The sequence below is a fragment of the Arthrobacter sp. YN genome, from assembly GCF_002224285.1.
Classification (GTDB): Bacteria; Actinomycetota; Actinomycetes; order Actinomycetales; family Micrococcaceae; genus Arthrobacter.
Window position 1 is genome coordinate 4591541 of the sequence record NZ_CP022436.1, and the last position, 24260, is coordinate 4615800.

General features: G+C 63.4%; 22 protein-coding genes and 3 pseudogenes. 13 read left to right on the forward strand and 12 right to left on the reverse strand.

What is annotated here, in order from left to right; translation table 11 throughout:
• Window positions 1–69: 69 nt before the first annotated feature.
• Both CGK93_RS21055 and CGK93_RS21060 read right to left on the reverse strand, forming a co-directional pair.
• Window positions 70–897: pseudogene (locus CGK93_RS21055) on the reverse strand (DUF4194 domain-containing protein); the annotation flags it as partial.
• Window positions 890–2347: a DUF3375 family protein gene (locus CGK93_RS21060; protein WP_089596491.1), complete on the reverse strand. Its 1458-nt coding sequence runs from the start codon at window positions 2345–2347 to the stop codon at window positions 890–892. The pseudogene CGK93_RS21055 and the gene CGK93_RS21060, both read right to left, overlap by 8 nt.
• Window positions 2348–2592: 245 nt before the next feature.
• On the opposite strand from CGK93_RS21060, the gene CGK93_RS21065 reads away from it, so the two are divergent.
• Window positions 2593–2895: a hypothetical protein gene (locus CGK93_RS21065; protein WP_089596492.1), complete on the forward strand. Its 303-nt coding sequence runs from the start codon at window positions 2593–2595 to the stop codon at window positions 2893–2895.
• Window positions 2896–2957: 62 nt separating this feature from the next.
• On the forward strand, window positions 2958–4922 hold the full coding sequence (locus CGK93_RS21070) for an acyl-CoA dehydrogenase family protein (protein WP_089596493.1): 1965 nt from the start codon (window positions 2958–2960) through the stop codon (window positions 4920–4922).
• 4 nt (window positions 4923–4926) lie between these two features.
• On the opposite strand, the gene CGK93_RS21075 is transcribed toward CGK93_RS21070, so the two are convergent.
• Window positions 4927–5331 (reverse strand): YchJ family protein, encoded by a 405-nt coding sequence (locus CGK93_RS21075; RefSeq protein WP_232481443.1) that lies wholly within the window; start codon window positions 5329–5331, stop codon window positions 4927–4929.
• A 186-nt stretch (window positions 5332–5517) separates the two neighbouring features.
• Here CGK93_RS21075 and CGK93_RS21080 point away from each other — a divergent pair, with 186 nt between their 5' ends.
• Window positions 5518–6555 carry a hypothetical protein gene (locus CGK93_RS21080; RefSeq protein ID WP_089596495.1) on the forward strand — a complete coding sequence of 346 codons (1038 nt, stop codon included), beginning with the start codon at window positions 5518–5520 and terminating at the stop codon, window positions 6553–6555.
• 6 nt (window positions 6556–6561) lie between these two features.
• Here the strand turns inward: CGK93_RS21080 and CGK93_RS21085 are convergent, their stop codons facing one another.
• Complete coding sequence (locus CGK93_RS21085; protein ID WP_089596496.1) at window positions 6562–7053, reverse strand: flavin reductase family protein; 492 nt, start codon at window positions 7051–7053, stop codon at window positions 6562–6564.
• Between the two features lie 293 nt (window positions 7054–7346).
• On the opposite strand from CGK93_RS21085, the gene CGK93_RS21090 reads away from it, so the two are divergent.
• The 5 genes from CGK93_RS21090 to CGK93_RS21110 all read left to right on the forward strand — a co-directional run bounded on the left by CGK93_RS21090 (window position 7347) and on the right by CGK93_RS21110 (window position 11918).
• Entirely contained in the window at window positions 7347–8381 is a 1035-nt protein-coding gene (locus CGK93_RS21090) for an aldo/keto reductase (protein WP_089596497.1), read from the forward strand.
• 164 nt (window positions 8382–8545) lie between these two features.
• Complete coding sequence (locus CGK93_RS21095; protein WP_089596498.1) at window positions 8546–9649, forward strand: sulfite oxidase; 1104 nt, start codon at window positions 8546–8548, stop codon at window positions 9647–9649.
• A 141-nt stretch (window positions 9650–9790) separates the two neighbouring features.
• The gene (locus CGK93_RS21100) at window positions 9791–10168 is read left to right on the forward strand and encodes an RNA-binding S4 domain-containing protein (protein ID WP_018779945.1); all 378 of its coding nucleotides are present in this window, start codon (window positions 9791–9793) and stop codon (window positions 10166–10168) included.
• A 171-nt stretch (window positions 10169–10339) separates the two neighbouring features.
• Window positions 10340–10960: a DUF6318 family protein gene (locus tag CGK93_RS21105; protein WP_232481444.1), complete on the forward strand. Its 621-nt coding sequence runs from the start codon at window positions 10340–10342 to the stop codon at window positions 10958–10960.
• A gap of 22 nt (window positions 10961–10982) precedes the next feature.
• Entirely contained in the window at window positions 10983–11918 is a 936-nt protein-coding gene (locus tag CGK93_RS21110; RefSeq protein ID WP_232481445.1) for a PKD domain-containing protein, read from the forward strand.
• Between the two features lie 21 nt (window positions 11919–11939).
• Here CGK93_RS21110 and CGK93_RS21115 read toward each other — a convergent pair.
• From CGK93_RS21115 to CGK93_RS21125, 3 genes and pseudogenes are all read right to left on the reverse strand, one after another.
• A pseudogene (locus CGK93_RS21115) lies at window positions 11940–12400 on the reverse strand (DUF3817 domain-containing protein).
• A gap of 64 nt (window positions 12401–12464) precedes the next feature.
• Window positions 12465–13070, reverse strand: a complete 606-nt coding sequence (locus tag CGK93_RS21120; RefSeq protein WP_232481446.1) for a hypothetical protein — start codon at window positions 13068–13070, stop codon at window positions 12465–12467.
• Between the two features lie 77 nt (window positions 13071–13147).
• Window positions 13148–13654, reverse strand: a complete 507-nt coding sequence (locus CGK93_RS21125) for a hypothetical protein (protein ID WP_089596500.1) — start codon at window positions 13652–13654, stop codon at window positions 13148–13150.
• Window positions 13655–13790: 136 nt separating this feature from the next.
• Here CGK93_RS21125 and CGK93_RS21130 point away from each other — a divergent pair, with 136 nt between their 5' ends.
• The 5 genes and pseudogenes from CGK93_RS21130 to CGK93_RS21150 all read left to right on the forward strand — a co-directional run bounded on the left by CGK93_RS21130 (window position 13791) and on the right by CGK93_RS21150 (window position 19479).
• Window positions 13791–14510: a FadR/GntR family transcriptional regulator gene (locus CGK93_RS21130; protein WP_089596501.1), complete on the forward strand. Its 720-nt coding sequence runs from the start codon at window positions 13791–13793 to the stop codon at window positions 14508–14510.
• Window positions 14511–14527: 17 nt separating this feature from the next.
• Window positions 14528–15534 (forward strand): annotated as a pseudogene (locus CGK93_RS21135) (asparaginase).
• Between the two features lie 13 nt (window positions 15535–15547).
• Window positions 15548–16963: an aspartate ammonia-lyase gene (aspA, locus tag CGK93_RS21140; RefSeq protein ID WP_089596502.1), complete on the forward strand. Its 1416-nt coding sequence runs from the start codon at window positions 15548–15550 to the stop codon at window positions 16961–16963.
• Between the two features lie 137 nt (window positions 16964–17100).
• Window positions 17101–18609 (forward strand): amino acid permease, encoded by a 1509-nt coding sequence (locus CGK93_RS21145; RefSeq protein WP_089596503.1) that lies wholly within the window; start codon window positions 17101–17103, stop codon window positions 18607–18609.
• Between the two features lie 198 nt (window positions 18610–18807).
• On the forward strand, window positions 18808–19479 hold the full coding sequence (locus tag CGK93_RS21150) for a FadR/GntR family transcriptional regulator (protein ID WP_089596504.1): 672 nt from the start codon (window positions 18808–18810) through the stop codon (window positions 19477–19479).
• Here CGK93_RS21150 and CGK93_RS21155 read toward each other — a convergent pair.
• The 5 genes from CGK93_RS21155 to CGK93_RS21175 are packed head-to-tail and all read right to left on the reverse strand — an operon-like array spanning window position 19476 to window position 24215.
• A complete protein-coding gene (locus tag CGK93_RS21155) occupies window positions 19476–20345 on the reverse strand; it encodes an amidohydrolase family protein (RefSeq protein ID WP_089596505.1) in 870 nt (289 codons plus the stop codon). The genes CGK93_RS21150 and CGK93_RS21155 overlap by 4 nt on opposite strands.
• On the reverse strand, window positions 20338–21315 hold the full coding sequence (locus tag CGK93_RS21160) for an aldo/keto reductase (protein ID WP_089596506.1): 978 nt from the start codon (window positions 21313–21315) through the stop codon (window positions 20338–20340). Before CGK93_RS21160 ends, CGK93_RS21155 begins: the two co-directional genes overlap by 8 nt.
• The gene (locus tag CGK93_RS21165) at window positions 21300–21614 is read right to left on the reverse strand and encodes an L-rhamnose mutarotase (RefSeq protein WP_089596507.1); all 315 of its coding nucleotides are present in this window, start codon (window positions 21612–21614) and stop codon (window positions 21300–21302) included. Before CGK93_RS21165 ends, CGK93_RS21160 begins: the two co-directional genes overlap by 16 nt.
• Window positions 21607–22914: an alpha-L-fucosidase gene (locus CGK93_RS21170; protein WP_089596508.1), complete on the reverse strand. Its 1308-nt coding sequence runs from the start codon at window positions 22912–22914 to the stop codon at window positions 21607–21609. Before CGK93_RS21170 ends, CGK93_RS21165 begins: the two co-directional genes overlap by 8 nt.
• Entirely contained in the window at window positions 22911–24215 is a 1305-nt protein-coding gene (locus CGK93_RS21175) for an L-fuconate dehydratase (RefSeq protein ID WP_089596509.1), read from the reverse strand. The genes CGK93_RS21170 and CGK93_RS21175 overlap by 4 nt, the downstream gene beginning before the upstream one ends.
• Window positions 24216–24260 lie beyond the last annotated feature (45 nt).

Consider the following 24260-nt stretch of genomic DNA (forward strand, 5'->3'; position numbering starts at 1 on the left):
CCCGGGAGTGGCATCGGGCCTATCGGAGCCGGCAGCATCGTCCGCAGGACGAATGCTGTCCGGCGAAGGGGCGGGGCCGGCATCGGCGTCGTCGTCTCCATCCGCGGAGGATTCAGAGGTGTCCAGGTCCAGGAGGGGTTCTGTTCCGGATTCGTCGGCGGCTACTGCTATCAGGGCCTCTATTTGGGCCGGGATGTCGCCGATGTTGTCGAAGGGCAGGGCCAGCGGGAGGGCGTTGCTGATGGTGTAGCTGTCGTCCAGCGGGGTGGGGAGGAGGAGTTGGCGGGCCAGGAGTTTGGTGATGGTGCGGGTGACCACGTCGGAGTCGCGCAGGGCATCTTGCTGGCCGGCCGGGGTGTAGTTGGCGACGAGGTCCGAGATTTCTTCGCGGGTGATCGTCGGGTCCGTCTGGGCGGTAACGTGGCGGTCCAGCAGGAGGCGCAGGCGAAGCAGGACGATGGTTTCCACGCGGCTCAAAGCACGCTGCTGCCGGAGGATGCTGGACCGGGAGCTCGCGCCGATGATTTCGGGATCGACGGGGCGCAGGACCGCGATTTTGCGGTCGTGATCGAGCTGGAGGGTAAGGAACAGTTCGGACAGGCGGCTGCGGAGGATCAGCTGGTTGTCCAAGAGCGTGGTCCACAATTTCTCGTCGCGGCCGCCGTCGATGTAGGGGCCTTTAAGGAGCTTCACCAAGGCGTGACGGACCTTCATGGGGAGGACGCCGGTGTCGCCGGGGAACAGTGCGGCGCCGTCCACGAAGGAGTCCCGCGGAGTCACCCGGAACGGATCCGCATGAGTGATTTCAGCAGCGGTCCCAGCCACCTCCTCGGTGACCTCATTCGCTTCGGCGCCATCCGCCGTCGTGATGTCCTCTGTTGTGATTTCCTCAGTCATCAGAATCCTCATTCAGCGTGACGACGGGCAGGTACGCCGTGCGGATGCTGCCGTCGATTTGTTCGAAGTCGATGTGTTCCCAGGCGGCCCGGTCGAAGGCAGCGCCGCCCTGCAGTGCCATGGACAGCAGGGTGCGCACGGTGTTGATGTGCCGTTCCTCGGCGGGCAGGTTTTCCCAGGCGTCGCCCAGGGTGGCCGCGCCGGCCATGGCCGCCCGGATAACGGCGGGCTTGGCCTTGCCCGTGCGCGCCGACCTCACCCGGTCGGAGTCGCTGAACGCGATGGGGTCGGCCAGACGCGGGGGTGTGGCGAATTCGTCGGGGTCGAACAGTTTGACCATTGCCAACGACTCGAATCCGGCGTTGAACAGGACTGGACCAGGGATCAGGCCGGGTCGGTCCCGTTCGTAGGGCATGGAACGGATGGCTTGCTCGGCTTCGGCCAGCACCTTGCGGAGGCTGACGGATTGGCGGACGTCGTCGCTCTGGATGTAGGTATTCAGGCTCTCGGAAAGCTTGCCGTAAATACGTTGGATCTGGCTGTGCTGCGCTCGCAGTTCGGCCACCAGATTTTTGAGCGTCTCTCGGTCCTCGTGGGAGAGGTCGTCGGCGAATTGCCTGCTCAACACTTCGCCGATCGCCGAGCGGAAGCGCAATTGCTGCTGCGGGTCCTCCAGGAACGCCGTGAACGACCGGAAGGTGCGGCCCTCGGGGCTTTGGCGCAGCCGCTTGTCGGCCTCCAAAACCTGGGCCATGGTGGCGCCCTTGCTCAGGGACTCCTCGATGATCTGGTTGCGGAGTTCGCCCACCAATTCCTCGATGCGGTCACGCATTTTCTTGTAGTCCGCTGGCAGGCTGGCGGCGAGGTCCAGAATGTTGCCGGCAGCTTCCACGGCGTCTTCGTCGTCCAGAAGGCCATCGAATTCGCCCGAGCTGATGTCCTCCACCAACTGCTGCCGCTCCTGGATTTCCTCCTCCAGGGCTTCCAGCCGCGCGCTCTGGTCCGGATTGGTCTCGTTGGCGAGCTTCTCCACGTCTCCCAGGAGCGTGCCGAGCCGCGATCCATTCAGCGTGGAACGCTCGCTGGAAAGGCTGTCCAGGAACGCCAGCACGCGGGCGGCGGGTTCCGTGACTTCGTAGACGATCTGGCCGGACTGGTTGCGTCGGGTCAGGAACTGCTTGCGCGTCCAATCGTCGCCGAACAACTTGCCGTTCTGCTGGCCGCCCAGTGTCGGGTCCTGTCGCCGGAGCTGCTCAAGGAAAGCGTCGACGTCGGCGTGGAACTCTTCGAGCGGAAGCTGTGGCCGGGTGCGGGTGAAGGATGCCTGCAGGACGGCGATCACCCACGGCGCCGATCGGGTCAAGGCCCATGCAGGGCCTTTGGTCAGCTGTTCGAGGTCACGGAGCCTCGCGCTGATGGCGTCGGCGGAGGACATGGCTGAACGGGACAACTACTCTCCTTCAGCTGCTGCGAAACCTGGCTGGCAGCGGAAACTGCCCCGTACAAGGTTAACGCAGAGCATCAGCCTCCCCACCGCAACCATTTCGTAACCTACCGTGCGGTATGGTTTCGATCCCGCATCAACGGCGTCGCGAGGCGTTTCACCTCTGGCCGGAAAGCCCGCCCACCCCTAGTGTCAGAACATCGACGCAGCCACGCCGCGCCGACCCACGCACCGTCGCTCCGGGGGGAACCATGGATTTCGATTTCACTGCGCTGGAAACAGGCACCTACGTAGTTATTGGAACGCTGGTCTTCGCTGCACTTTTAGTGGCATTCATCGCAGCAGCAGCAATCGCAACAATCATTCTTATTGGCGCCATGGGCATGGTCTGGTACGCCGTCAAAGGCATTCTGGGTGGCCTCGTCCATGGCATTAATTTCGCGTGGGACCGCTTGGTTCACCACGCAGGACAAGTGGAAATTCCGGCCGAATTCCAGCCACAGATTTCCTCTGGCACGGGTAGCTACCCGCGGGTAGCATTGAGGGACAGCTGAAGGGTTCCCACCCACGGCGGACCCTGGCTCCATCCGGTACAACCGGCTAGAGGAGTTACTCCATGACGTCCGCCACTGACAACAGTCTCGCCGCCGCAAGCGTCAACGCCACCGCAGAGGAAGCCCGCGCCGTCGCCGAGGCCGCGAGGGAAACCGAATGGAACCGGCCCAGCTTCGCCAAGGGCCTCTACCTGGGCAGCTTCGACCTCAGCCTGATCCACCCCTGGCCACAAGCACGGGCAGACGACGTGGAGCGGGGCGAGGAATTCATGGGCCGCCTCCTCACGTTCGCCAAAACCATGTCCGGACGCGTGATTGAACGCGATGCCAAAATTCCCGACGAATACCTCAGGGGGCTCGCCGACCTGGGCGTTTTTGGTATGAAAATTCCGCGGGAATACGGCGGCTTGGGTTTGTCCCTGGTCTACTACGGCCGGGCGCTGGCCCTGCTGGGATCGGTTCATCCAAGCCTCGGCGCCCTCATTTCCGCGCACCAGTCCATCGGCGTCCCGGAGCCTGTGAAGGAATTCGGCACACCGGAACAGAAACAGGAATACCTGCCGCGCTGCGCCGCCGGCGCCATTACCGCTTTCCTCCTGACAGAGCCCGACGTCGGCAGTGACCCCGCGCGCATGGGCGCCACTGCCGTGTTGTCCGACGACGGCGGTTCTTACCTTTTGGACGGCGTGAAACTGTGGACCACCAACGGTGTGATCGCCGAACTGGTGGTGGTCATGGCCCGGGTCCCAGCACATACCGATCCCGACGGGACGGAGCACAAAGGCGGGATCTCCGCGTTCGTTGTGGAAATGGACTCCCCGGGCATCACGGTGGAGAACCGCAACGCTTTCATGGGGCTGCGTGGAATCGAAAACGGCGTGACCCGTTTCCACCAGGTCCGGGTCCCCGCGGCGAACCGGCTCGGCCGCGAAGGCCAAGGACTCAAAATTGCCCTCACCACTCTCAACACGGGACGGCTCTCCATCCCCGGTTTGTGCGTTGCTGCCGGAAAGTGGAGCCTGAAGATCTCCCGCGAATGGTCCAACGCCCGGACCCAGTGGGGGCGTCCAGTGGGCCAACACGAGGCAGTGGGCAAAAAGATCGCGTTCATCGCCGCCACCACTTTTGCGCTGGAAGCGGTCTTCGAATTGTCCGCCGAGATGGCCGACGCCGGCCAAAAAGATGTGCGCATCGAGGCTGCACTGGCCAAGCTGTGGTCCACGGAATTGAGCTGCCGGATCGCCGATGAACTTGTCCAGATCCGTGGCGGCCGGGGCTTCGAAACCGCTGATTCCCTTGAGGCCCGGGGCGAGCGTGCTGTCCCCGCCGAGCAGCAGCTCCGGGACCTCCGCATCAACCGGATTTTCGAGGGTTCCAGCGAGATCATGAAACTCCTGATCGCCCGCGAAGCCGTGGACGCACACTTGGCCGCCGCGGGCGACCTCGCCTCAGCGGATGCGAGCCTTCAGGACAAGGCGAGGGCCGCCGTCGGGGCCTCTGGCTTCTACGCGAAATGGCTGCCGAAACTCGTGGCGGGTGCCGGCATGGATCCCCGGTCCTACGCGGAATTCGGGCGCTTGGCCAAACAGCTGCGATTCGTTGAGAGGTCCTCGCGACGGCTTGCACGGCAAACCTTCTACGGCATGGGCAGGTGGCAGGCGAAGCTCGAGCACAAGCAGGCGTTCCTGGGCAGGATCGTAGACATCGGCGCCGAGTTGTTCGCTATGGCCGCGTGCTGCTCGAGGGCTGAAATGCTGCTCCGCAAGCACCCGGAACAAGGCGCCACCGCGTTCGAACTGGCAGAGGCATTCTGCGAGCAAGCCCGTGTGCGGGTGGACGAATACTTCGACCAGCTGTGGAGGAATACTGACGACGGCGATCACGGACTCTCGCGCAAAGTCCTCGCCGGTGACTACGCCTGGCTGGAGTCCGGAGTCCTGGACCAGTCCGAAGGTACCGGGCCGTGGATCGGCGACGCCTCGCCCGGAGCCTCATCCAAGGAGAACCTGCACCGCAACTATCGATGAAGCGCTAGCGAACGTCCCCATCCACGTAGAACCATCGCTTGCCTTCCCGAACAAAGCGGCTGACTTCGCGCTGGACGCCGCGTTCGCCGTCGAGCCTGTAGTGCGCAGCGAACTCCACGGTGCCCGTCGTGTCCAGGGGGCCGCCATTCGACGTCGAGACGATGTCCAGCCTGCGCCACTGCATGTCCGCATCGAGGTCCATGGATTCCGGCCGGGTGGAGGCGTGGCAGGTGCGCAGGAGGTAGCTGGGGTCCAGGACGACGAACGCCGAATAGCGGGAACGCATGAGTTGTTCGGCGGTGGGCGCGTCGGCGTCACCGCGGTGGAACCGGGCGCAGCAATCGTCGTACTGCTCCCCGGAGAGGCAAGGACAGGCGCCGTTGTGGAGTCTGGCAAGGTCAGGGGTCACGAGGTCCCAATCTGGTGCTGTAAATGAGAGCTGGGCAACATATTTTCCCACGCCGTATAACAGCTTTGAAACAACCCCGCCAGAGTGGGGGGCGGCGCGTGATTCCGTCGGTGCTGGACCTTAGGCTGGATACGCAAGCTGGGTGGGCAATGCGCGCATCACAAAACGACAGCCAGGGGAGGCTACGTGGAGGATCCGACAACACTCGCCATCAACCTGACGTATTTGGGAACACTGGGACTCGCTGTCCTCATGTTCCTGGGTCTCGGGTTGGTCATCATCATCACGTTGGTGGTAGCGGGAGTCGGGCGCCTGCTGTCGATTGTCCTCCTGGCGATGGTGGGGATATTCCCGAAGAAGGAAACCACTCCGATCGTCCATGTGCCGCCGCGCCCCGCACGCGTCCCTGGTCCTGTGACCGGCGTCGAGTCTCCAGCAGCTGTTGAATCGCCTCTGGATGACCTCGCCTATCTTGAGACTGGATCTACTGCGGCGCAGGCTCCTACAGCGGTTGCTACGGCAAAGTCTGGTGCCGCTGCACCGGTTTCGAAGGCTGCCGCCGTGCCGGTTTCGAAGGCGGCCGCCGCGCCGGTTTCGAAGGCCGCCGCCGCGCCGGCAGCTCCGCCAGCGGCGAAGCCCGCCGTGCCTTCCGCCCCTGCTGCGCCTTCCGCTCCTGCCCAACCCGCCGCGCCCAAGCGCGACCTCCTGGGAGACGTTCGACGACGACTCTCGGGTGCGTCTGCCGCTGTCAAAGACGGCGCGTGGAAGGCCAAGGTAGACCCCCGCAACCTTCCCAAACCGGCGGAGGTCAAGTCGGTGGTCGAAAACCAGACCGCGCACCATCCGATTCTCGTGGCAGCCACCAAGGAACCGCCGGTTCTGGCGAAGGACTGGGCCGATGCCGTGGCCGAGGCCGATCGTCGTGCAGCCGCCCGCGCTCAGGCTGAGCAGCCGCCCACCATCAAGGTGACTGTCCGCGACGTCGGCGAGCCCACGCCGTCGTCGTCCAATGGCAAAACGCCAGGCCCCAACACGCCGGATACTTCGACAAAACCGGCCGGCAGTGGCAACGGCAAAAACGGCTCCGGTGGCGACGGCGGCGCCGGCAACGGCAGTGGCACCGGCAACGGCGCAAAGAAGTCGGGCCCGAACACTTCCAAGAATGGGAAGTCTCCGAGCCCGATCCGAAAAGGTTCACTCAGCAGCGCCAGCCGCAACTCCTAGCGGCGTCTAAACGGCCAACTGCCGGAAAGACGCGCCATGGTAGATCAGCGGCTTTGACTCCAGGTTGATGGTGGTCGCTTTGACCTCCAGGACCACGATCGCGTGATCACCGGCGGGCGTCTCGGAGACAACTTCGCATTCGAAGCCCAGCACGGCACCGTCGATCAGCACTGCACCTGAGTCGCTCACGCTGGTGTCCAGCCCCGCGAAACGGTCGCGTGTCTTGGAGGCCAGTTGAAGGGCAGCCGCTTCCTGGCCCTCGGCGAGCACCGAAACGCCCAAGCGCTGCGCTTGGCGGAGCTTCGGCCACGTTGTGGAGGAGTTCTGCACGGCAAACATCACCAGGGGCGGTTCCAGCGAGACACCCACGGTGAAGGACGAGGCCACCAAGGCTTCCGGAGTGAAGTCCACCATGGCGCTGAACGCGGCAACTCCGGACGGGAACTGGGCAAATGCGGCCTTGATGGCCGCCGTTTCTTCCACTGTGGTCTGTGTCATTCCGCTGTCCCCTATTCGTGCGTTGCTTGAGTTCCTTTCCATAATTCACCTGCTTCCGGCAACAGCAATATTTGTTGATTCGAAAGACATTTGTGTTGCCGTGTGTCAAGAAATGTCGCGAAGTAAGGCCTCTTCCATTACTTCGCAAGACGAAAAACGAAGAAGTTCTACCGCTTGCGTTTATGCCTCCGACGGCCGTGTGTAGCCTCGATTGAACATCCCGTCCGTGGCCACCGACTCACGCCTGGACACCAGCACCGCCTATCAGCACCGTCCCACCACAGGAAGCCGACATGAGCCTCAACGAGCTACGAACGCTTGGACGCACTGGCGCCCTGATCAGCCCGCTCACGCTGGGCACCCTCAACTTCGGCACCGGCGCCGCACCCACGGGTCCCGCCGAGAGCATCCGCATCATCAAAGCAGCGCTGGACGCCGGCATCACCAGCGTCGACACTGCGGACATCTACTCCCAGGGCGAGGCCGAAACCGTGGTTGGCCAGGCCATCCACAGCCGGCGCGACGACGTTTTCCTCGCCACCAAGTTCCACGGCCAGATGGGTTCCAACCCGGCGCACGCAGGCAACTCACGCCGTTGGATCGTCCGGGCTGTGGAGGACAGCTTGCGGCGGCTGAACACCGACAGGATCGACCTCTACCAAGCGCACCGCCCGGACTACAACACCGATCTCCTGGAAACCATCACTGCGCTGAACGATCTCATCCGGCAGGGCAAGATCCTGTACTACGGCACGTCTGTGTTCAGCCCCGCCCAGCTTGTTGAGGCCCAGTGGATCGCCAACACCAACCACCTCACGCCGCCCGTGGTTGACCAAGTGCCGTATTCGCTTCTGGTGCGCGCCAACGAACGTGACGTTTTCCCCATCACCCAGCAGTACGGCGTCGGGGTTCTGAGTTATGGACCGCTCGACGGCGGGTGGCTGGCCGGCGGTTACCGCGTCGGGGCGGGCCAGCCTGAAAGCTCGCGATCGGCTGCTGTCCCGGGCCGCTTCGACGTCACCGCGCCCTTCAACCAGGGCAAACTGCATGCGGCCGACGCCCTTGCGCAGCTCGCGTCCCGGCATGGGCTGACCTTGATCCAGCTCGCTGTGGCCTTCGCCCTGAATCACCCGGCCGTCACCAGCGTCGTCATCGGGCCGCGCACCGAGGACCACCTCACTGACTATTTGAAGGCAGCAGACGTGGTGCTCAGCGAGGCGATCCTCGACGAAATCGACGACATCGTTGCACCCGCCGTGAACTTCCTTGAACGCGACGCCGGTACCGTTGCACCGCACCTTGAGTACCCGGAATTACGACGCCGGTAGCCCCCCTTCCGTTGTGAGGCCTACTTTGCGCCCTCTTTGACTCCGTTGGGGCGCAGAGCGGGCCTCGCAACAGACTCTTGACGGGGTTCGACCGCGGCGTGATCCTTGTCCTAAGTGCTGCGGCACTCCGCAGCGTTTAGCTTCCAGTAGAACGCCGCCGTCCCATGTCCAAGCACCACGTCAAGCAAAGGGCAGCAAAAGCCGCCACCCCCGGGCAGCCGACCGAAGGTCCTCTGACCCACGAAGAACTGCAACTCTCCGGCCGGAACCATTCCATGCCGCTCGAGGCCCTGCACGACGACATCACGCCGGCGGGCCTCCACTACCTGCTCATCCATTTCGACATCCCGCACGTTGCCGCCGACACCTGGCGGTTGCGGCTGGGCGGGGCAGTGGATCACAGCCTCGAACTGAGTCTTGAGGACATCAAGGCCAGACCCGCAGTCACCATGCCAGTGACCATGGAATGCGCAGGAAACGGCCGGTCACTTTTGGAACCGCGGCCGCTGAGTCAGCCGTGGGTCCTCGGTGCAGTGGGCACCGCCGAGTGGACCGGAACTTCCTTGGCACCCCTGCTGGAGGAGGCCGGTTTGGCGAGTGACGCCGTCGAACTTGTCTTTACCGGTGCTGACGCCGGTGTCCAGGGTGGCGTCGAAGAGCCGTATGCGCGCAGCCTTTCGATCGCCGAGGCAATGCATCCCGAGGTCATGCTGGTCTACGCCATGAACGGAAGTCCCCTGCCGATCCAGCACGGGTTCCCGCTCAGGCTCCTGGTGCCGGGGTGGTACGGCATGGCGAGCGTGAAGTGGTTGACGTCGATTGAGGCTGTGACGTCGCGGTTTATGGGTTTCCAGCAGGCGGTCGCCTACCACTATCTGCAAGGGCCCGATGGGCCTGGGCTGCCCGTCACACACATCCGGGTTCGATCGCTGATGGCGCCTCCCGGGATTCCTGATTTCTTCACCCGACGCCGCATTGTCGACTCCGGCCCGGTCATGCTGCACGGCCGCGCGTGGTCAGGCCACGGCGAGGTGGAACGGGTGGAGGTAGGGATCGACGGCGAGTGGATGCCCGCTCATGTGGACCCGCCCGTGGGTGATTTCGCGTGGAGGTCGTGGTCCATGGTGTGGGTCGCGAGTCCGGGCGAGCACGTGCTGCGCTGCCGGGCTATGGATACGTCCGGCGCGCTGCAGCCCACCGACCAAGTGTGGAATTACCAGGGCATCGGGAACAACATGGCACAACGGGTTGAGGTGACGGTTCGGTAGTTTTCCTCGTGGGCCCGCTCCGAGCGCCGAGCGCGCCGAGAACGCTGGAACGCTGCGTAATCGCCGGAACTTTCCCTACGATCTCGCCGCTTTCGTGTGTTCTCGCGGGGCAGGCGGACCCCGGTTAGACTCGTTCCAATCATGAGTATCCCGTCTTCCTCCCCAGCGAACGTCCGCGTCGACGCCTGGTTGTGGGCGATCCGCGCCTACAAAACCCGCTCCGCCGCGACGGCCGCCTGCCGTGCCGGACATATCCGCATCAATGGGAACCCTGTCAAAGCGTCGCAAAGCGTGATCATCGGCGACACCATCCGGGTCCGGGAATCAGGCTGGGAACGGATCCTCGAAGTCCGACGACTCATCGCCAAGCGCGTCGGAGCCGAAGCTGCCTCACACTGCTTCACCGACCACACTCCCCCTCGCCCAGTCGCTCCCAAACTCGGGCTCCCGCAGCGCGACCGTGGCGCCGGCCGTCCCACCAAGAAGGACCGCCGGGATATGGAGAAGCTACGGGGGTAGGTGGTTGCTGGCCGCAGCTGGCACTTATCCACATGCCGTGTTCTCTGACATGAATGCTTACCCGTCCCCCGCCTAGACTGACCGGCACACCGCCAATCAGCTGCTGGGGAGCCTGTCATGCCACGCCTTTCGTCTGCCACTTTTCCGTTTGTTCATGCGCGGAGGGTGGTCATGGGCGTCGCTGTCGCACTGCTGCTGGGTGGCTGCCAGGGCGGTCCAACGCCGGGCGGCTCACCTTCAGAAACACTTTCGACGACGGCGTCGCCCGCCACCAGCGCTTCGGTTCCGGCGGCTTCGGCTACTCCGAATAGTCCGCCAGCGTCCGCCGTGTACAAGCCCGCGGATGCCAAGGGGAAGGCCGAGAATGTGCCCGTTCCCGTGATGCCGGAGTTGGCGAAGGAGAACTCGAAGGCAGGGTTGGAGGCGTTTATTGGGTACTGGTACGCGCAGCTTTCTTATGTGGACGAAACCGGCGACATGTCGTCATGGCTGCCGTTGATCTCCGAAGACTGCCGTCTGTGTCTCCGGCTGCGGGAATCCGCCGAAGACGGATATACAGACGGGCGGTGGCTGACGGGTGGGAAGATCTCAGTCCCCGTTGTAGAGGTGCTTTGGAGGGACAACTCCATACAGTCAGCAAAAGTCCAGGTGATTCAGCAGCAGATTGACTATTACAACGCAGACGGCAGCATCGGGCGGTCGAGTTCAGAAGCGTCCAACGATGCGTTCGCCCTGTTCGCCAAGTACGTTGATGGTTCATGGATCGTGGTGGATCTTGGGGTCATTGCGTAAACCTATTGTGAAAGTTAGTGCAGTGGCCGTTGGGCTTGCGATCTGGTTTGCCGCCTATCTTGGCGTGGCGACGCCGTCCTCGGCATCTGACGATACGTGGGCCGCCAACAACGCAGGTGATCGGGGGATCGACATCGGCGCGCGCTTCAGAATCGATCCCCAGACAGGGCTGCTAGGCCCCCGCCTCGACGGATCATCGGCATCGCAAGCTATCGATGACCCCAACCAGTACATGGCTGACACCCATTGCCGTGCCGATGGACCTGACACCAAAGACCCGGGTTGCGACGCCCTCGAATGCCCGGCAACCACAACCGGCGGAGAAGAAGGCACCCCCGTGATCTGGAAGGAAGCCCCCAAAGCCATCACCAACCCAGGCTGGACCGACTGGATCCCCGTCAGCGGACCCACCTGTCTCTACGACGCCCAGCCCGAGAACGTCCTGGCCAACATCGCCGCGCGCATCCTGACCGACTTCCGCCAACTACCCGTCAACCCAGGGACCCTCGAAGCCCAACCCTTCCCGCACACCCTCAAAGGCGGACCCACCAACTTCTACGCCACCACCGCAGAACAAGGCTTCGACGTCACCATCCTCGGCCAAGCAGTCCACCTCACCGCAACACCAGCCAACTACACCTACACCTTCGGCGACGGAGGAGCTCTCGGACCCACACCGGTGGCCGGCTACTCCATCCCGGAGACCGACTGGCTCAACAACGAGACGCGCACCAGCCACATCTACACCGAAACCGGCAACTACCAAGCCACCCTCACCACCAGCTTCACCGGCACCTACTCCGTCAACAACGGCCCACCCCTACCCATCAACGGAACACTCGACATCACCACACCGGCCAAAACCATCCACGTCTGGAAAACAGAAAGAGCACTCGTCGCCGACACCTGCCAGCAAAACCCCAACTCCTGGGGCTGCCCCGGCGCAAAGAGGAAGTAAGCCGCGAGGTCTAGCCGGAGGTTACGAGAACCAGGTCCCCGGAGGGCCCATGAAGAGCAGGAAGCTGAACACTGCACCCACGGCCACCAGCGTGACAACAACGGCAAGGATCGGGTTCCGCAGGACCCAAGCCTGGGCTTTCTCGAATCCACCACGCGGCGATTCTCCCCGGCTGCCAAGCGCCAACCGCCAGCGAGGAGGCCACGGCGGTCGAGCGACTTTTCCATCGGGATGGTGGCGTAGGGGATGACGGCTGAACCTATGGCAAGGAGGCCGGTGCGCGTTGACCACTTCTGGTTGATCCAAGTGAAAGCAGCAGTTGCGGCGTAGCAAAGGAAGACGAAGCCGTGAATGCCGCCCGCGATGCTCACTCCGACATCGGTGGTTCGCGTGACGTACTTAAGGAACAACCCGATCAGCAGCAACGTCCAAGTCACGGCCTCGGCAAAAGCAACGGTACGGAACAAGGTGCGGGGCTGCATGGAATTCCTCAGGTAGGAAACAGGAGACACGTAGTATTTTACCGGCCGTAGAACTTCCCTCGCGTCACGGCAACGGAAGTGCCTCCCGGTTACGGATACGGGAATCGCCAAACTCGATGGCAACGGGAGCGATCTCCACAACCGGTTCGTGCCGTGTGCGGGCTTTCCCGACAGCAATATGCGGAACCCAGCGGGGCGATCTGTAACCGAGGGCAGGCGAGCTCAGGATGAAGTCGTCAATATTGTCGAGCCCCAGGTCATCCAGCAGAAGGTGCAACCCCTGCAGCAGGAGCGCCTGGTAGTCCTGGGCTTCTTGTGGAACGTCCACGGCCAAGCCCATGACCCGTCCGCCACCCAAGGGAATCAGCCGGTCCGATTTACCAAGGAATCCGGCCAAAACAGGGAGCTCCGTCAACCAACTGGCGACTTCAGGGAGCACGTGCTCAGGCCTCGCCGCTCCTCTGGTCCACGCCACGATGTCTTGGGCCAGGTCATCGAGAATCCCAACGTGCAGCAATGTCAGGTGCAACCCCGAAGGTTTACGGAGGGCATCAACGAACCGGGCCAGGCCCTCATAGTCGGAGGCGCCGTCGCCGACACGGAGAACGGGCACCTCAACTGTGATGCGAGGCCCATCCGGTGTGCTTCCAACTGGCTTGCTGGCCGTCATGGTTGCCATTATGCGCCGAACGCCAAGCGGGCGGGAGGCCGACGGCGGTACTCGCCTAACGCCGTCGAGCCCTGTCGCTACTTCTTGGGGCGTGCCTGGACGAGGTTGGCGAACGGAAGCCGCCCGAACGACGAAACAAAGTCAGAATGGTAGTCGGCTTCGGCGGCATTGACCTCGGAGGCGGGGAGCTCCTTCCAGGCAACAACGAGGTCCAAGGCATCCCGTAGTTGCCAGATGAGCCGTGCATCCCAGACAACGGTGGGCCGTCCGCGGCCGTAGTCCATAAATTCCTGGATCTGCTTGCGAAGCCCCCGGTTACCTTGGCTGCCCGCGCTCGCTTTGCCTATGTACAGCACGGAAGCATCCGCAATCCACTCGGCTTCCAAGGCTTCCCGCTTGAGCGAAGGGTCCTTCTTCTTGAACGTGCCGGCAGTGCTCTTGCTGAGGAATACGGGGTCGAAGTCAGCGGGGCACAGGATGGCGAAGACGCCGGGGCCTTGGGGAATCCTCATGGGGTCGAGCTCGTCGAGCGGTCGGAATCCGGTGAACCCGTCCTGCGTGAGGGACTTTTTGGTGAAGAGCATGGTCCATTGTGTCAAGGATGGCTCGTCCCGACAGAAAGCCATGGTGGCGGTGCCAAAGGGGCCCTACCAGCCCCGAAACCGTGAAGCAAGCCTTTCAGCGTTGACAGCCCCTTGTGACCCGTGCCATATTCAAAGCGTGAACCTGTCAGACAGCCGGACAGCCGGACAGCAAGAGCCCCAGGGTGGGCATATGCCCATTTCCCGCATCTCCGCAGCTGAAGCGGTCTTCGCGGCCCTGAGGCGTGCGATCGAGGGCGGCCAGTTCGATATCGGCACCAAGCTGAGCTCGGAAGCGACGCTGGCGGGCCAGTACGGCGTCAGCCGCTCCGTCATCCGGGAAGCGCTGCGATCCTGCAACACCTTGGGCCTCACCGTGACCAAAACAGGCAAGGGCACGTTCATTGTGGCCAACAAGGTCGCTAATGACCTTACCTTGGGCCAGTACAGTGCGCGTGATCTCAACGAAGCCCGCCCGCACATCGAGATCCCGGCAGCCGGGCTCGCCGCGCAAAGAAGGACGGACGAGGAACTTGAGCACCTCAGGGAGATCATCCAGGAAATGCTCAGCGAGAACGATCCCGAGGCCTGGGTGAACCTGGACGCGAGCTTCCACTCCGCCGTGGCCCGCGCCAGCGGAAACCGGGTGTTCGCCAGCGTCGTCTCGGATATCCGCGAGGCTTTGGCACACCAGTCCGAAACCCTCAACCTGGTCGCTGACCGGCAACACCGTTCGGACGAGGAACACGTCGCCGTGCTCAACGCGATCGAAGCCGGAGACTCTGAAGCCGCAAGCAAAGCGATGGCCGCCCACCTGCAGGCCGTCAGCGTGGCACTGGACACGATCCTCAGCAAATGAATATCCCAAAGGACACCATGCCCGCCCCCGCAGCACCGGCCCACCAAGCCGCGGCACAAGAACTCAAAGCGCCGCACCACGTCCCCCTCGTCGAGGTAACCCGCGACGGCCTGGTGGAGAGCATCCACTACGGCTCGTTGATCGCACTCCACAAAAACGGCACCACCGCCGTGGAAGCCGGCGAACCGGACGCGCCGATGTACCCGCGTTCAAGCCTGAAGCCACTGCAGGCCGTTGCACTGCTCAAGGCCGGTTTGGACATCCCCCAAAACCTCCTGGCTCTCACCGCTGCCAGCCACTCGGGGCACAGATGCACCGCGACGGCGCCACTGAAATCCTGAAGCTGCACGGCCTGACCGAGGCGGCACTGGCCAACAGCACGGACCTGCCATACGGCGTTCAGGAGCGCGAAGAATGGCTCCGCGCCGGCAACGGTCCCACCCGAATTGCACAAAACTGTTCCGGCAAGCATGCTTCCATGGCCGCCGTCTGCGTCATCAACGGCTGGCCTGTGGAGGGGTACTTGCACCCCGAGCACCCGCTGCAGGTCCTGGTCCGCGACAGCATCACGGACCTCACTGGCGAGGAAGCAGCTGCCGCGAGTACGGACGGCTGCGGGACCCCGCTCTTCGCACACTCCCTGCACGGCATGGCCCGGGCTTATGGCCGCCTCGCCGCTGCCGAGGCAAGCACCGATGAGGGCAAAGTCGCCCACGCCATGCGCCGCTTTCCTGAGATGGTGGCCGGCGAAGGCCGCGACGTCACCGCCCTCATGCGGGCCGTGCCTGGGCTTCTGGCAAAGGACGGTTTTGAGGGCCTCCAGCTGGTGGGCCTCCCGGACGGCACCGGTGTGGCCATCAAGATTTCCGACGGCGGCGATCGCGCCCGCATGCCTGTCACCGTTGAGGTTCTTCGCAGGTTGGGCGTCGACGGCGGCAGCCTGGACACGATTCAGAGCCCACCCGTGCTGGGCGGCGGCCTTCCGGTCGGCGAGCTCCGCGCAGCAAATATTTTCAGCAACTAAACCAAGGACAGCTATGACCACCGTCGATCAGGCGATCCCCCTCCGTTCCGAACACGACCTTCTAGGCGACCGTGATGTACCCGCGGACGCTTACTGGGGCGTCCACACCCTCCGTGCCATGGAGAACTTCCCCATCACAGGGCAGCCCCTCTCCACCAACAAGCACTTGGTCCGCGGCCTGGCCGCAGTGAAGCAGGCTGCGGCCCGCACCAACCACGAGCTTGGCCTCCTGGATGCCGAGAAGGCGGATGCCATTGTGCAGGCCTGCCAGGACATCATGGACGGCATGCTCCACGAGCAGTTCATGGTGGACGTGATCCAGGGCGGCGCCGGCACCAGCTCCAACATGAACGCCAACGAGGTCATCGCCAACCGTGCACTGGAAATCCTGGGCCACCCCAAGGGCGACTACTCCAAGCTGCACCCGAACGACCATGTGAACCTGAGCCAGTCCACCAACGACGTCTACCCGACGGCGGTCAACCTGGCCACGATTTTCTCAGTCAAGGAACTCCTGGAAGCCCTCGAAGAACTGGAGCTGGCCTTCGCTGAAAAGGGCCGCGAGTTCCGGACGGTCGTCAAGATGGGACGCACCCAGCTGCAGGACGCTGTTCCCATGACCCTCGGACAGGAGTTCGGCGGCTACGCCGTGACCATCGGCGAGGACCGGGCACGCCTGGACGAGTCACACATGCTGATCCACGAGATCAACCTTGGCGCCACAGCCATCGGCACGGGGTTGAATGCCCCGGCGGGCTACGCCGAGGCTGCCTGCCGCCACCTGGGCGAAATCACAGGCCTTCCCCTCCTCACGGCCGCTGACCTCATTGAGGCAACGCAGGATGTGGGCGCGTTTGTTCACCTGTCCGGTGTGCTGAAGCGCGTGGCAGTAAAACTCTCCAAGATTTGTAACGACCTCCGCCTGCTGTCTTCCGGACCGCGTGCGGGTTTGGGCGAGATCAACCTTCCGGCCGTGCAGTCCGGCTCGTCGATCATGCCCGGCAAGATCAATCCGGTGATCCCGGAAGTGGTCAGCCAGGTGGCATACGAAGTCATCGGCAACGATGTCACCGTCACCATGGCCGCGGAGGCCGGCCAGCTTCAGCTGAACGCCTTCGAACCGATCATTGTGCACAGCCTGCACAAGAGCATCTCCCACCTGGAAGCAGCGTGCCGCACCCTTACGGCGCGCTGTGTCCGGGGCATCACTGCAAACACCGAACGGCTACGGCTTACCGTGGAGCAGTCGATCGGTCTCGTCACGGCATTGAACCCCCATATCGGTTACGCCTCCGCCACCGCTATCGCGCAGGAAGCGCTGGCAACGGGCAAGGGCGTTGCGGAACTCGTGCTGGAGCACGGTCTTCTGACCGCCACCCAGCTGGAGGAACTGCTGAGCCCCGAGCGTCTGGCAAATCTCAGCAAATAGGCCGAAACTGGCCTGTAAAACCTCCAACCAGCCGTCCCGCCCCATGAGGCATACCCCACGAGGCTTTGTTCTGCGTGCCCGGATCCTCAACCGGACGCGCACAGGACACCCCCAACAGGACACCCCTAAGGATTCCAATGACCAATCCCATCACGGACCACACGGTCCCGGCCCAAGCGCACGCCAGCGAGAAAGCCCTCCACAAGGAGGACTCCGGCTACCACAAGGACCTCAAGCCCCGCCAGATCCAGATGATCGCGATCGGCGGCGCAATCGGTACCGGACTGTTCCTGGGCGCCGGCGGCCGACTCAACGCAGCTGGTCCCTCCCTCGTTATCGCGTACGCAATCTGCGGCTTCTTCGCTTTCCTGATCCTCCGCGCACTCGGTGAACTGGTTCTGCACCGCCCGTCGTCGGGTTCCTTCGTTTCCTACGCCCGTGAGTTCTACGGCGAAAAGGCAGCCTTCGTTTCGGGCTGGTTCTACTGGATCAACTGGGCCACCACCACCATCGTGGACATCACCGCAGCGGCTCTCTACATGGAGTTCTTCGGCAAATACGTCGCCTGGATAGGTGCCGTTCCGCAGTGGGCGTGGGCGCTCATTGCGCTGGTTGTAGTGCTCTGCCTGAACCTGGTCTCCGTGAAGGTCTTCGGTGAAATGGAGTTCTGGTTCGCGCTGATCAAGGTGGCAGCGCTGGTGGCCTTCCTCCTGGTGGGCACCTACTTCGTCATCTTCGGCACCCCGGTGGAGGGCCAGGAAGTCGGCTTCAGCCTCATCGCAGACAACGGCGGGGTCTTCCCCAACGGCGTCCTTCCCATGATCATCCTCATGCAGGGTGTGCTCTTCGCTTACGCATCGATTGAACTCATCGGCACTGCAGCCGGCGAAACTGCCAACCCGGAAAAGATCATGCCCAAGGCCATCAACTCCGTGGTTATCCGCATCGCCCTCTTCTACGTTGGCTCCGTGATCCTGCTGGCTCTGCTGCTTCCGTACACCTCTTACGAGAAGGGCGTCAGCCCGTTCGTGACGTTCTTCGGTTCCATCGGTGTGGAGGGCGTGGACGTCATCATGAACCTTGTGGTTCTCACCGCAGCGCTGTCTTCGCTGAACGCCGGGCTCTACTCCACAGGCCGCATCCTCCGCTCCATGTCGGTGGCCGGCTCTGCCCCGAAGTTCGCCCAGCGCATGAACAAAGCAGGCGTCCCCTACGGTGGCATCGCCATCACGGCCGGCGTTTCCCTGCTCGGTGTTCCGCTGAACTACCTGGTTCCGGCCGACGCTTTCGAGATCGTCCTCAACGTCGCTTCCGTGGGCATCATCGTCACCTGGGCCACCATCGTCCTGTGCCAGATGCAGCTTAAACGCTGGGCCGACAAGGGGTGGCTCAAGCGCCCGTCCTTCCGGATGTTCGGCGCCCCCTACACCGGTTGGTTGTCCTTGGTCTTCCTGGCGGCCGTGCTGATCATGGTGTTCATCGAGTCCCCGTTGACCATGCTCGTCACCGGGATTGCCTGCGGACTCATGGTCTGGGGCTGGTTCCTGTGCCGCAAGCAAATTCATGAGCTTGCTGCCACCCGCGACGGCTACACCGGAAGCGCGCCGGTGATCGCCAACCGCCCGCTGCCCGGCGGCGACAAGTAACAAGCAACAACCGCTGAATCACGACGGCGGCACCCGGGTTCCGTAACAATCGGAACCCGGGTGCCGCCGTCGTTGGTTAACGCCCCAACTGGGTAACAGCACATGTCGCAATGAACGCTCAGTGGAACATGTGCTGTTACCTAGTTGGGGGGACGGGGCGGAGGCAGACATCGGATCATTCGTGGCTACTATTGGTCCATGGCTGTCACAGACGAGGCGATCAGCAAGATTAAAGACATGCTGATCCGCGGGGAACTCAAAGCCGGCGATCGACTTCCGCCGGAAAAGGAACTGAGCGAGCGGCTCGGTCTTTCGAGGAGTTCGTTGCGCGAGGCCGTGAAAGCCCTCGAACTCATCCGTGTGCTGGACGTCCGCCGCGGTGACGGAACTTATGTGACCAGCCTCGATGCCAAGCTGCTCAACGAAGCCGTGGCGTTCGTGGTGGACCTGCATCAGGACAGGTCCATCCTGGAACTCTTCGAGGTCCGACGAATACTGGAACCGGCCACTGCGCACTTGGCGGCGGGTAAAATGACGCCCGAACAATTGCTGGCCCTCCGGAGCACCATGGACGGCATCGACGAGAACACGGACGTCGAGGAGCTTGTGGCCCATGACCTCGAATTCCACAGCATCATCACCGAAGCTGCGGGAAACGACTACCTCGGCAGTCTCTTGGAGGCCCTGTCCAGCAGCACAGTCCGGGCACGGATCTGGCGCGGACTGACACAGGAAAAAGCTGTGGCCCACACCTTGGCCGAGCACCACGCAATCGCCGACGCGCTGGAGCGGGGAGATGCCGAACTGGTGCGGGCACTGGTGACGGTGCACATCAGCGGCGTGGAGAACTGGCTGCGGCAGGCGCTCTAACCCTCGGCCAAGGGAGTGACAGCCAACCCGTAGGTCCGGATCGCTGTCTCTTCGAGCACCGCGTCCTGCTCGGACGGGCTCAGGGATGACACCAGTTCCAACAACACATCCAGCGTCCTGCCATAAGGGGCCCCGAGGGTACTGACCGGCCAGTCGCCGCCGATCATCAGGCGCTCTGGCCCGAAAGCTTCCACAGCTGATTCGAACAGCGGCCGCAGTGTCTCCGGCGCATACTCGACGCCGGGCAGGTGGAGTCCGGAGAGTTTTGCCACGGTATTGGGCTCCCGGCCCAGGGCACGGAAGCCGGCGCGCCACGATTCCATGGCGAGGCTATCCGTGATCGGCGGCTTCCCGAGGTGGTCCAGTACAACGGTCAGTTCCGGGAGGTCCCGGGCCAGCCGCACCGCAGCTTCCAGATGCCGCGGGAAGGCATCCGGGACATCAAAGGTGAGCCCGCGCTCTGCCACCATGGTCAACGACTCGCGAACTGCGGGGAGGTCCAGAAAGTCGGACCGGGGGTCGTCATGCACCAGGTGCCGCACGCCCCTGAAGATCGGCTGGGCTGTTAAGCGGTGCAGCTGCTCTGCAGCTTCATCGGGTGCATCCAGCCTGATCCAGCCCACCACTCCGAAGACCCACGGATTCCGCGAGGCAACGGCCAACATGCTCTCGGTGTCGGCAACGGTATCGTCGGCCTGGACCATCACCGCGCCCCGAACACCGGCGGCCTCCAGCGTCTCGCGGGCTTCGTCCTCGCCGAAACTCCGGTAGAGCGCACCGTGCTGCGGGCCGAGCCATCCATAGGAGCGCACTCCGCCGGTGACGAAGGAATCCACCGTCCACAGGTGCAGATGCGAATCAATCACGCCCGGCTGCCTTCAACGCGTCCCAGAGCTCCTCCGGCACGGGCGATTCCATCCGGGATGCGTTCGTGGCCACCTGTTCAGGAGAAGTGGCCCCGGCGGTCACGTTCACCACGGCGGGATGCCGCAGCGGGAACTGGAGTGCCGCCGTCGGAAGTTCCACGCCAAAGTCGCGACAGACTGCCGCCAGGCGGCGCGCCCGCGCCAGTACGTCCGGCGGTGCCTGGTGGTAGTTGTAGTGCGCATCATCGGAGACATCGGGCCGGGCCAGGAGGCCCGAGTTATAGGCACCAACGCTGACGACGCCGGTGCGGCGCGCCACACAGCGGTCAAGCAGCGGAACGCCGGGCTGCTCAAGCAAGGTGTACCGGCCGGCCAGCATTACCAGGTCCAGGTCAGCGGCGTCGACGCATTCCAGCGCAGCCTCGGCCGAGTTGATCCCCACGCCGATGGCCTTGACCAGTCCCTCTGAGCGCAGCTTTTCCAACGCGGGCAACGCTTCGGAGATGCCGGCCTGGAGATCGTGGACATCAGGATCGTGGAGATAGGCAATGTCCACGTGGTCCAGGCCAAGCCGTTCCAGCGAGTCCTCGATGCTGCGCCGGATTCCCTTCTCGGAGAAGTCCCAGACACGATGTGCAGTAGCGGGAACATCGAACCCTTCAGGGTCCTGCCCGCCGCTGGAGCTCGGTTCCAGCAGCCGGCCCACCTTGGTGGAGATGACAAATTCATCCCGTGGTTTGTCCCGAAGTACCGCACCCAGCCGCTGTTCCGAAAGGCCAAGCCCGTAGTGCGGGGCGGTATCGAAGTAGCGGATGCCGGAGTCCCAAGCGGCAAGAACGGTGGCGAGCGCTTCCCCGTCCGGAATGGCCCGGTTCAGGTTCCCAATGCCCGCACCGCCGAAGCCAAGCTTGCCCAATTTGTTCAGGTCAAGGTCCAGGTCAAGGTCCAGTGAGTTCATGGCAGTTCCCATACCTTCTGGATACCCGCATCCTCCCCCGAGTAATCATCCTGGACCGCTAAAAGTTCAGCCATCCGGGCCTGCCACGGAACGTTGGCGGGGTGGTCGGCGAGCGCGTGCCGCATGGCTTGGTAGTTTTCGACGTCCACCACATGGAAGAGATCAAGACCGCTGCGCCAGATCCGCCAGTTCTTCACCCCGGCTTCTTTGAGAGCCGCCACCAGTTCGGGCGGGATGTGCGCGTGGGCGTCGGCGTATTCGTCCTCGGTTCCCGGCTTGAGCTTGGTGTGGAGCGCGATGCTCTCAGTCATGGACGGCCTCTTGCCGAAGGGCTGACGGTTTCAGGAAAAGTTCCAGCACAGGCACCGCGACGTCGGGTTTTTGAACGGGCAGCTTGATGGTGAGCGTTCCGGGTGGCTGGCCGCCCGGGGTCATGTTCATGGCTTGCTGGGCGGGGTCCAGTTCCCGCAGGAAAACCTCCGAGGCGTCGTTCAGCAACTGGGCGTATTCCACCTTGCCGGCGAGGTCCGGCAGGTGGACGTACTCGAAGGGCCACGCAAAGAGATGGACGTACAGCCTGTCACCTCGCTGCGTGTAGCGGGCATCCGTCGGCGCAGTAAAGGACGATGCTCCGGCCCCGTAGATGGCGCGCGAGTGCAGCTTCATCCATTCCGCGATGCCCTCCAGCGAACCCAGCGCCCGCGGATCCAGGCTGCCCCTGCCTGTGGGGCCCACGTTGAGCAACAGGTTGCCACCCTTGGACACGCCATCCACCAGCATGCGGATGAGCAGGTCAACGGGCTTGTAGTTCAGGTTGTCCCTGTCATAGCCCCAGCTGCCGTTCAACGTCTGGCAGGCCTCCCAGGTGACCGGTTCGCCGTCGACCATCATGGGGCCGGCGGGCTGGTACTGCTCCGGTGTGACCAGATCTCCCGGGATTTCCAGCCGATCGTTGACCACAATGGCTGGCTGCAGCTCCCGAACCATGGCGAGCAAGGCTTCCGAGTCCCAGTCCTTCCGGCCTTTGCCGCCCCAATACTCCTCTTGGTGTCCGCCTGTGTAGGAGAAGTCGAAAAACAGGTAGTCGATGGTGCCGTAGTTGGTCAGGAGCTCACGCACCTGGCCGTGCAGGTACTCGCGGTATCGGTCCATGTTACGCCCGGCGTTCAAGCTTTCGACGTCGGCCGCGTTGCGTTGGGGATGTACCCCGTCCACAGTGAAGTCGGGGTGGTGCCAGTCGATGAGTGAATGGTAGAAACCGACTTTCAGTCCCTCGGCCCGGAGCGCTTCCACGTAGGGAGCGACCAAGTCCCGGCCGGCGGGAGTGTTGGTGGCTTTGTAGTCCGTCAGGGCGGAGTCCCACAGGCAGAAGCCGTCGTGGTGCTTGGTGGTCAGGACCACGTACTTCATCCCGGCGTTGCGTGCGGCCCGGGCCCATTCGCGGGGATCGTAGAGGTCCGGATCGAAGCGCCGGAAGTACTTGGAGTACTCCTCCACCGTTGTTTCCTCTTGGTTCATCACCCACTCGTGGCGTGCTGGAAGGGCGTAGAGACCCCAATGCACGAACATGCCAAAGCGTGCCTCCTCGAACCAAGGTGCGTGCTGGATCAACGGGATTCCTTCCATACGGGGCCGTTCGGAAAGCTGTACGCGGCCAGTGTTTCACGGAGCATTTCGTTTCCGGCGCCAGGGTTCGACGGCGGCCAATACGCGCCGTCGTGGACGTCCACGGGTGTGATGAAGTGTTCATGGAGGTGGTCCACAAACTCAATCATGCGACCCTCCTTGGTCCCGGACACGGCGACGAAGTCAACCATGGACAGATGCTGCACGGCCTCACAAAGGCCCACCCCACCGGCATGCGGACACACTCTCACGCCGAACTTTGCGGCGAGCAGCAGGATGGCGAGGTTCTCGTTCACTCCCGCCACCCGGGCGGCATCGATCTGCAGGACCTGAAGTGAACCGGCCTGCAACATCTGCTTGAACACCACCCGGTTCTGCACGTGCTCCCCCGTGGCCACAGGAATCGGTGCCACTCCCCGGGCGATGGCAGCGTGGCCCAGGATGTCGTCCGGGCTGGTGGGCTCCTCAATCCAGGCAATGTCATACGGGGCAAGATGGGCCATCCAGTCGATGGCTTCCTGGACATCCCAGCGCTGATTGGCGTCCACGGCAATCTTGATGTCGGGCCCAACAGCAGCGCGTGCCGTCCGCACGCGGCGGATGTCGTCCTCCAAAGAGGCGCCTACTTTCAGCTTGATCTGCGCGAATCCGTCCGCCACGGCTTCCTTGGCCAGCCGCGTCAGTTTCTCGTCGCTGTACCCCAGCCAGCCCGGCGTCGTGGTGTACGCGGGGTAACCCTCGGCGCGAAGTGCCGCCTTCCGTGCCTCCCTGCCAGGTTCGGCCGCCCGAAGAATGCCCAGCGCTTCCGCGGGAGTAAGGGCGTCCGTGAGGTAGCGGAAGTCCACCAGGGCCACGAGCTCTCCGGGCGTCATTCCGGCCAACAGTTCCCAGAGCGGCAGCCCGGCACGTTTGGCCTTCAAATCCCACAGGGCATTGACCACAGCTCCGATGGCCATGTGCATGACACCCTTCTCAGGACCCAGCCACCGGAGCTGCGAATCATGGGCCAGCAGCTTCCATGTGGCCCCCATGTCAGCCAGCAGTGCCTCAACATCAGCGCCGAGGAGGTGTTCGCGGAGCGCGTTGATCGCCGCCGTTTCCACCTCATTCCCCCGGCCGATGGTGAACACAAAGCCGTGGCCCTCGTGTCCGTCCCCGGCGTCAGTGCGAATGATCAGGTATGCCGCGGAGTAGTCCGGGTCCGGATTCATGGCGTCGGAGCCATCCAGCTCAAGGGATGTTGGAAAGCGGATATCGAATGTATCCATTGCGGTGATGATGCTCATGCGGCTCCTGAAGTGCGTCACGATTCTTCACCGAGCCTAAACATC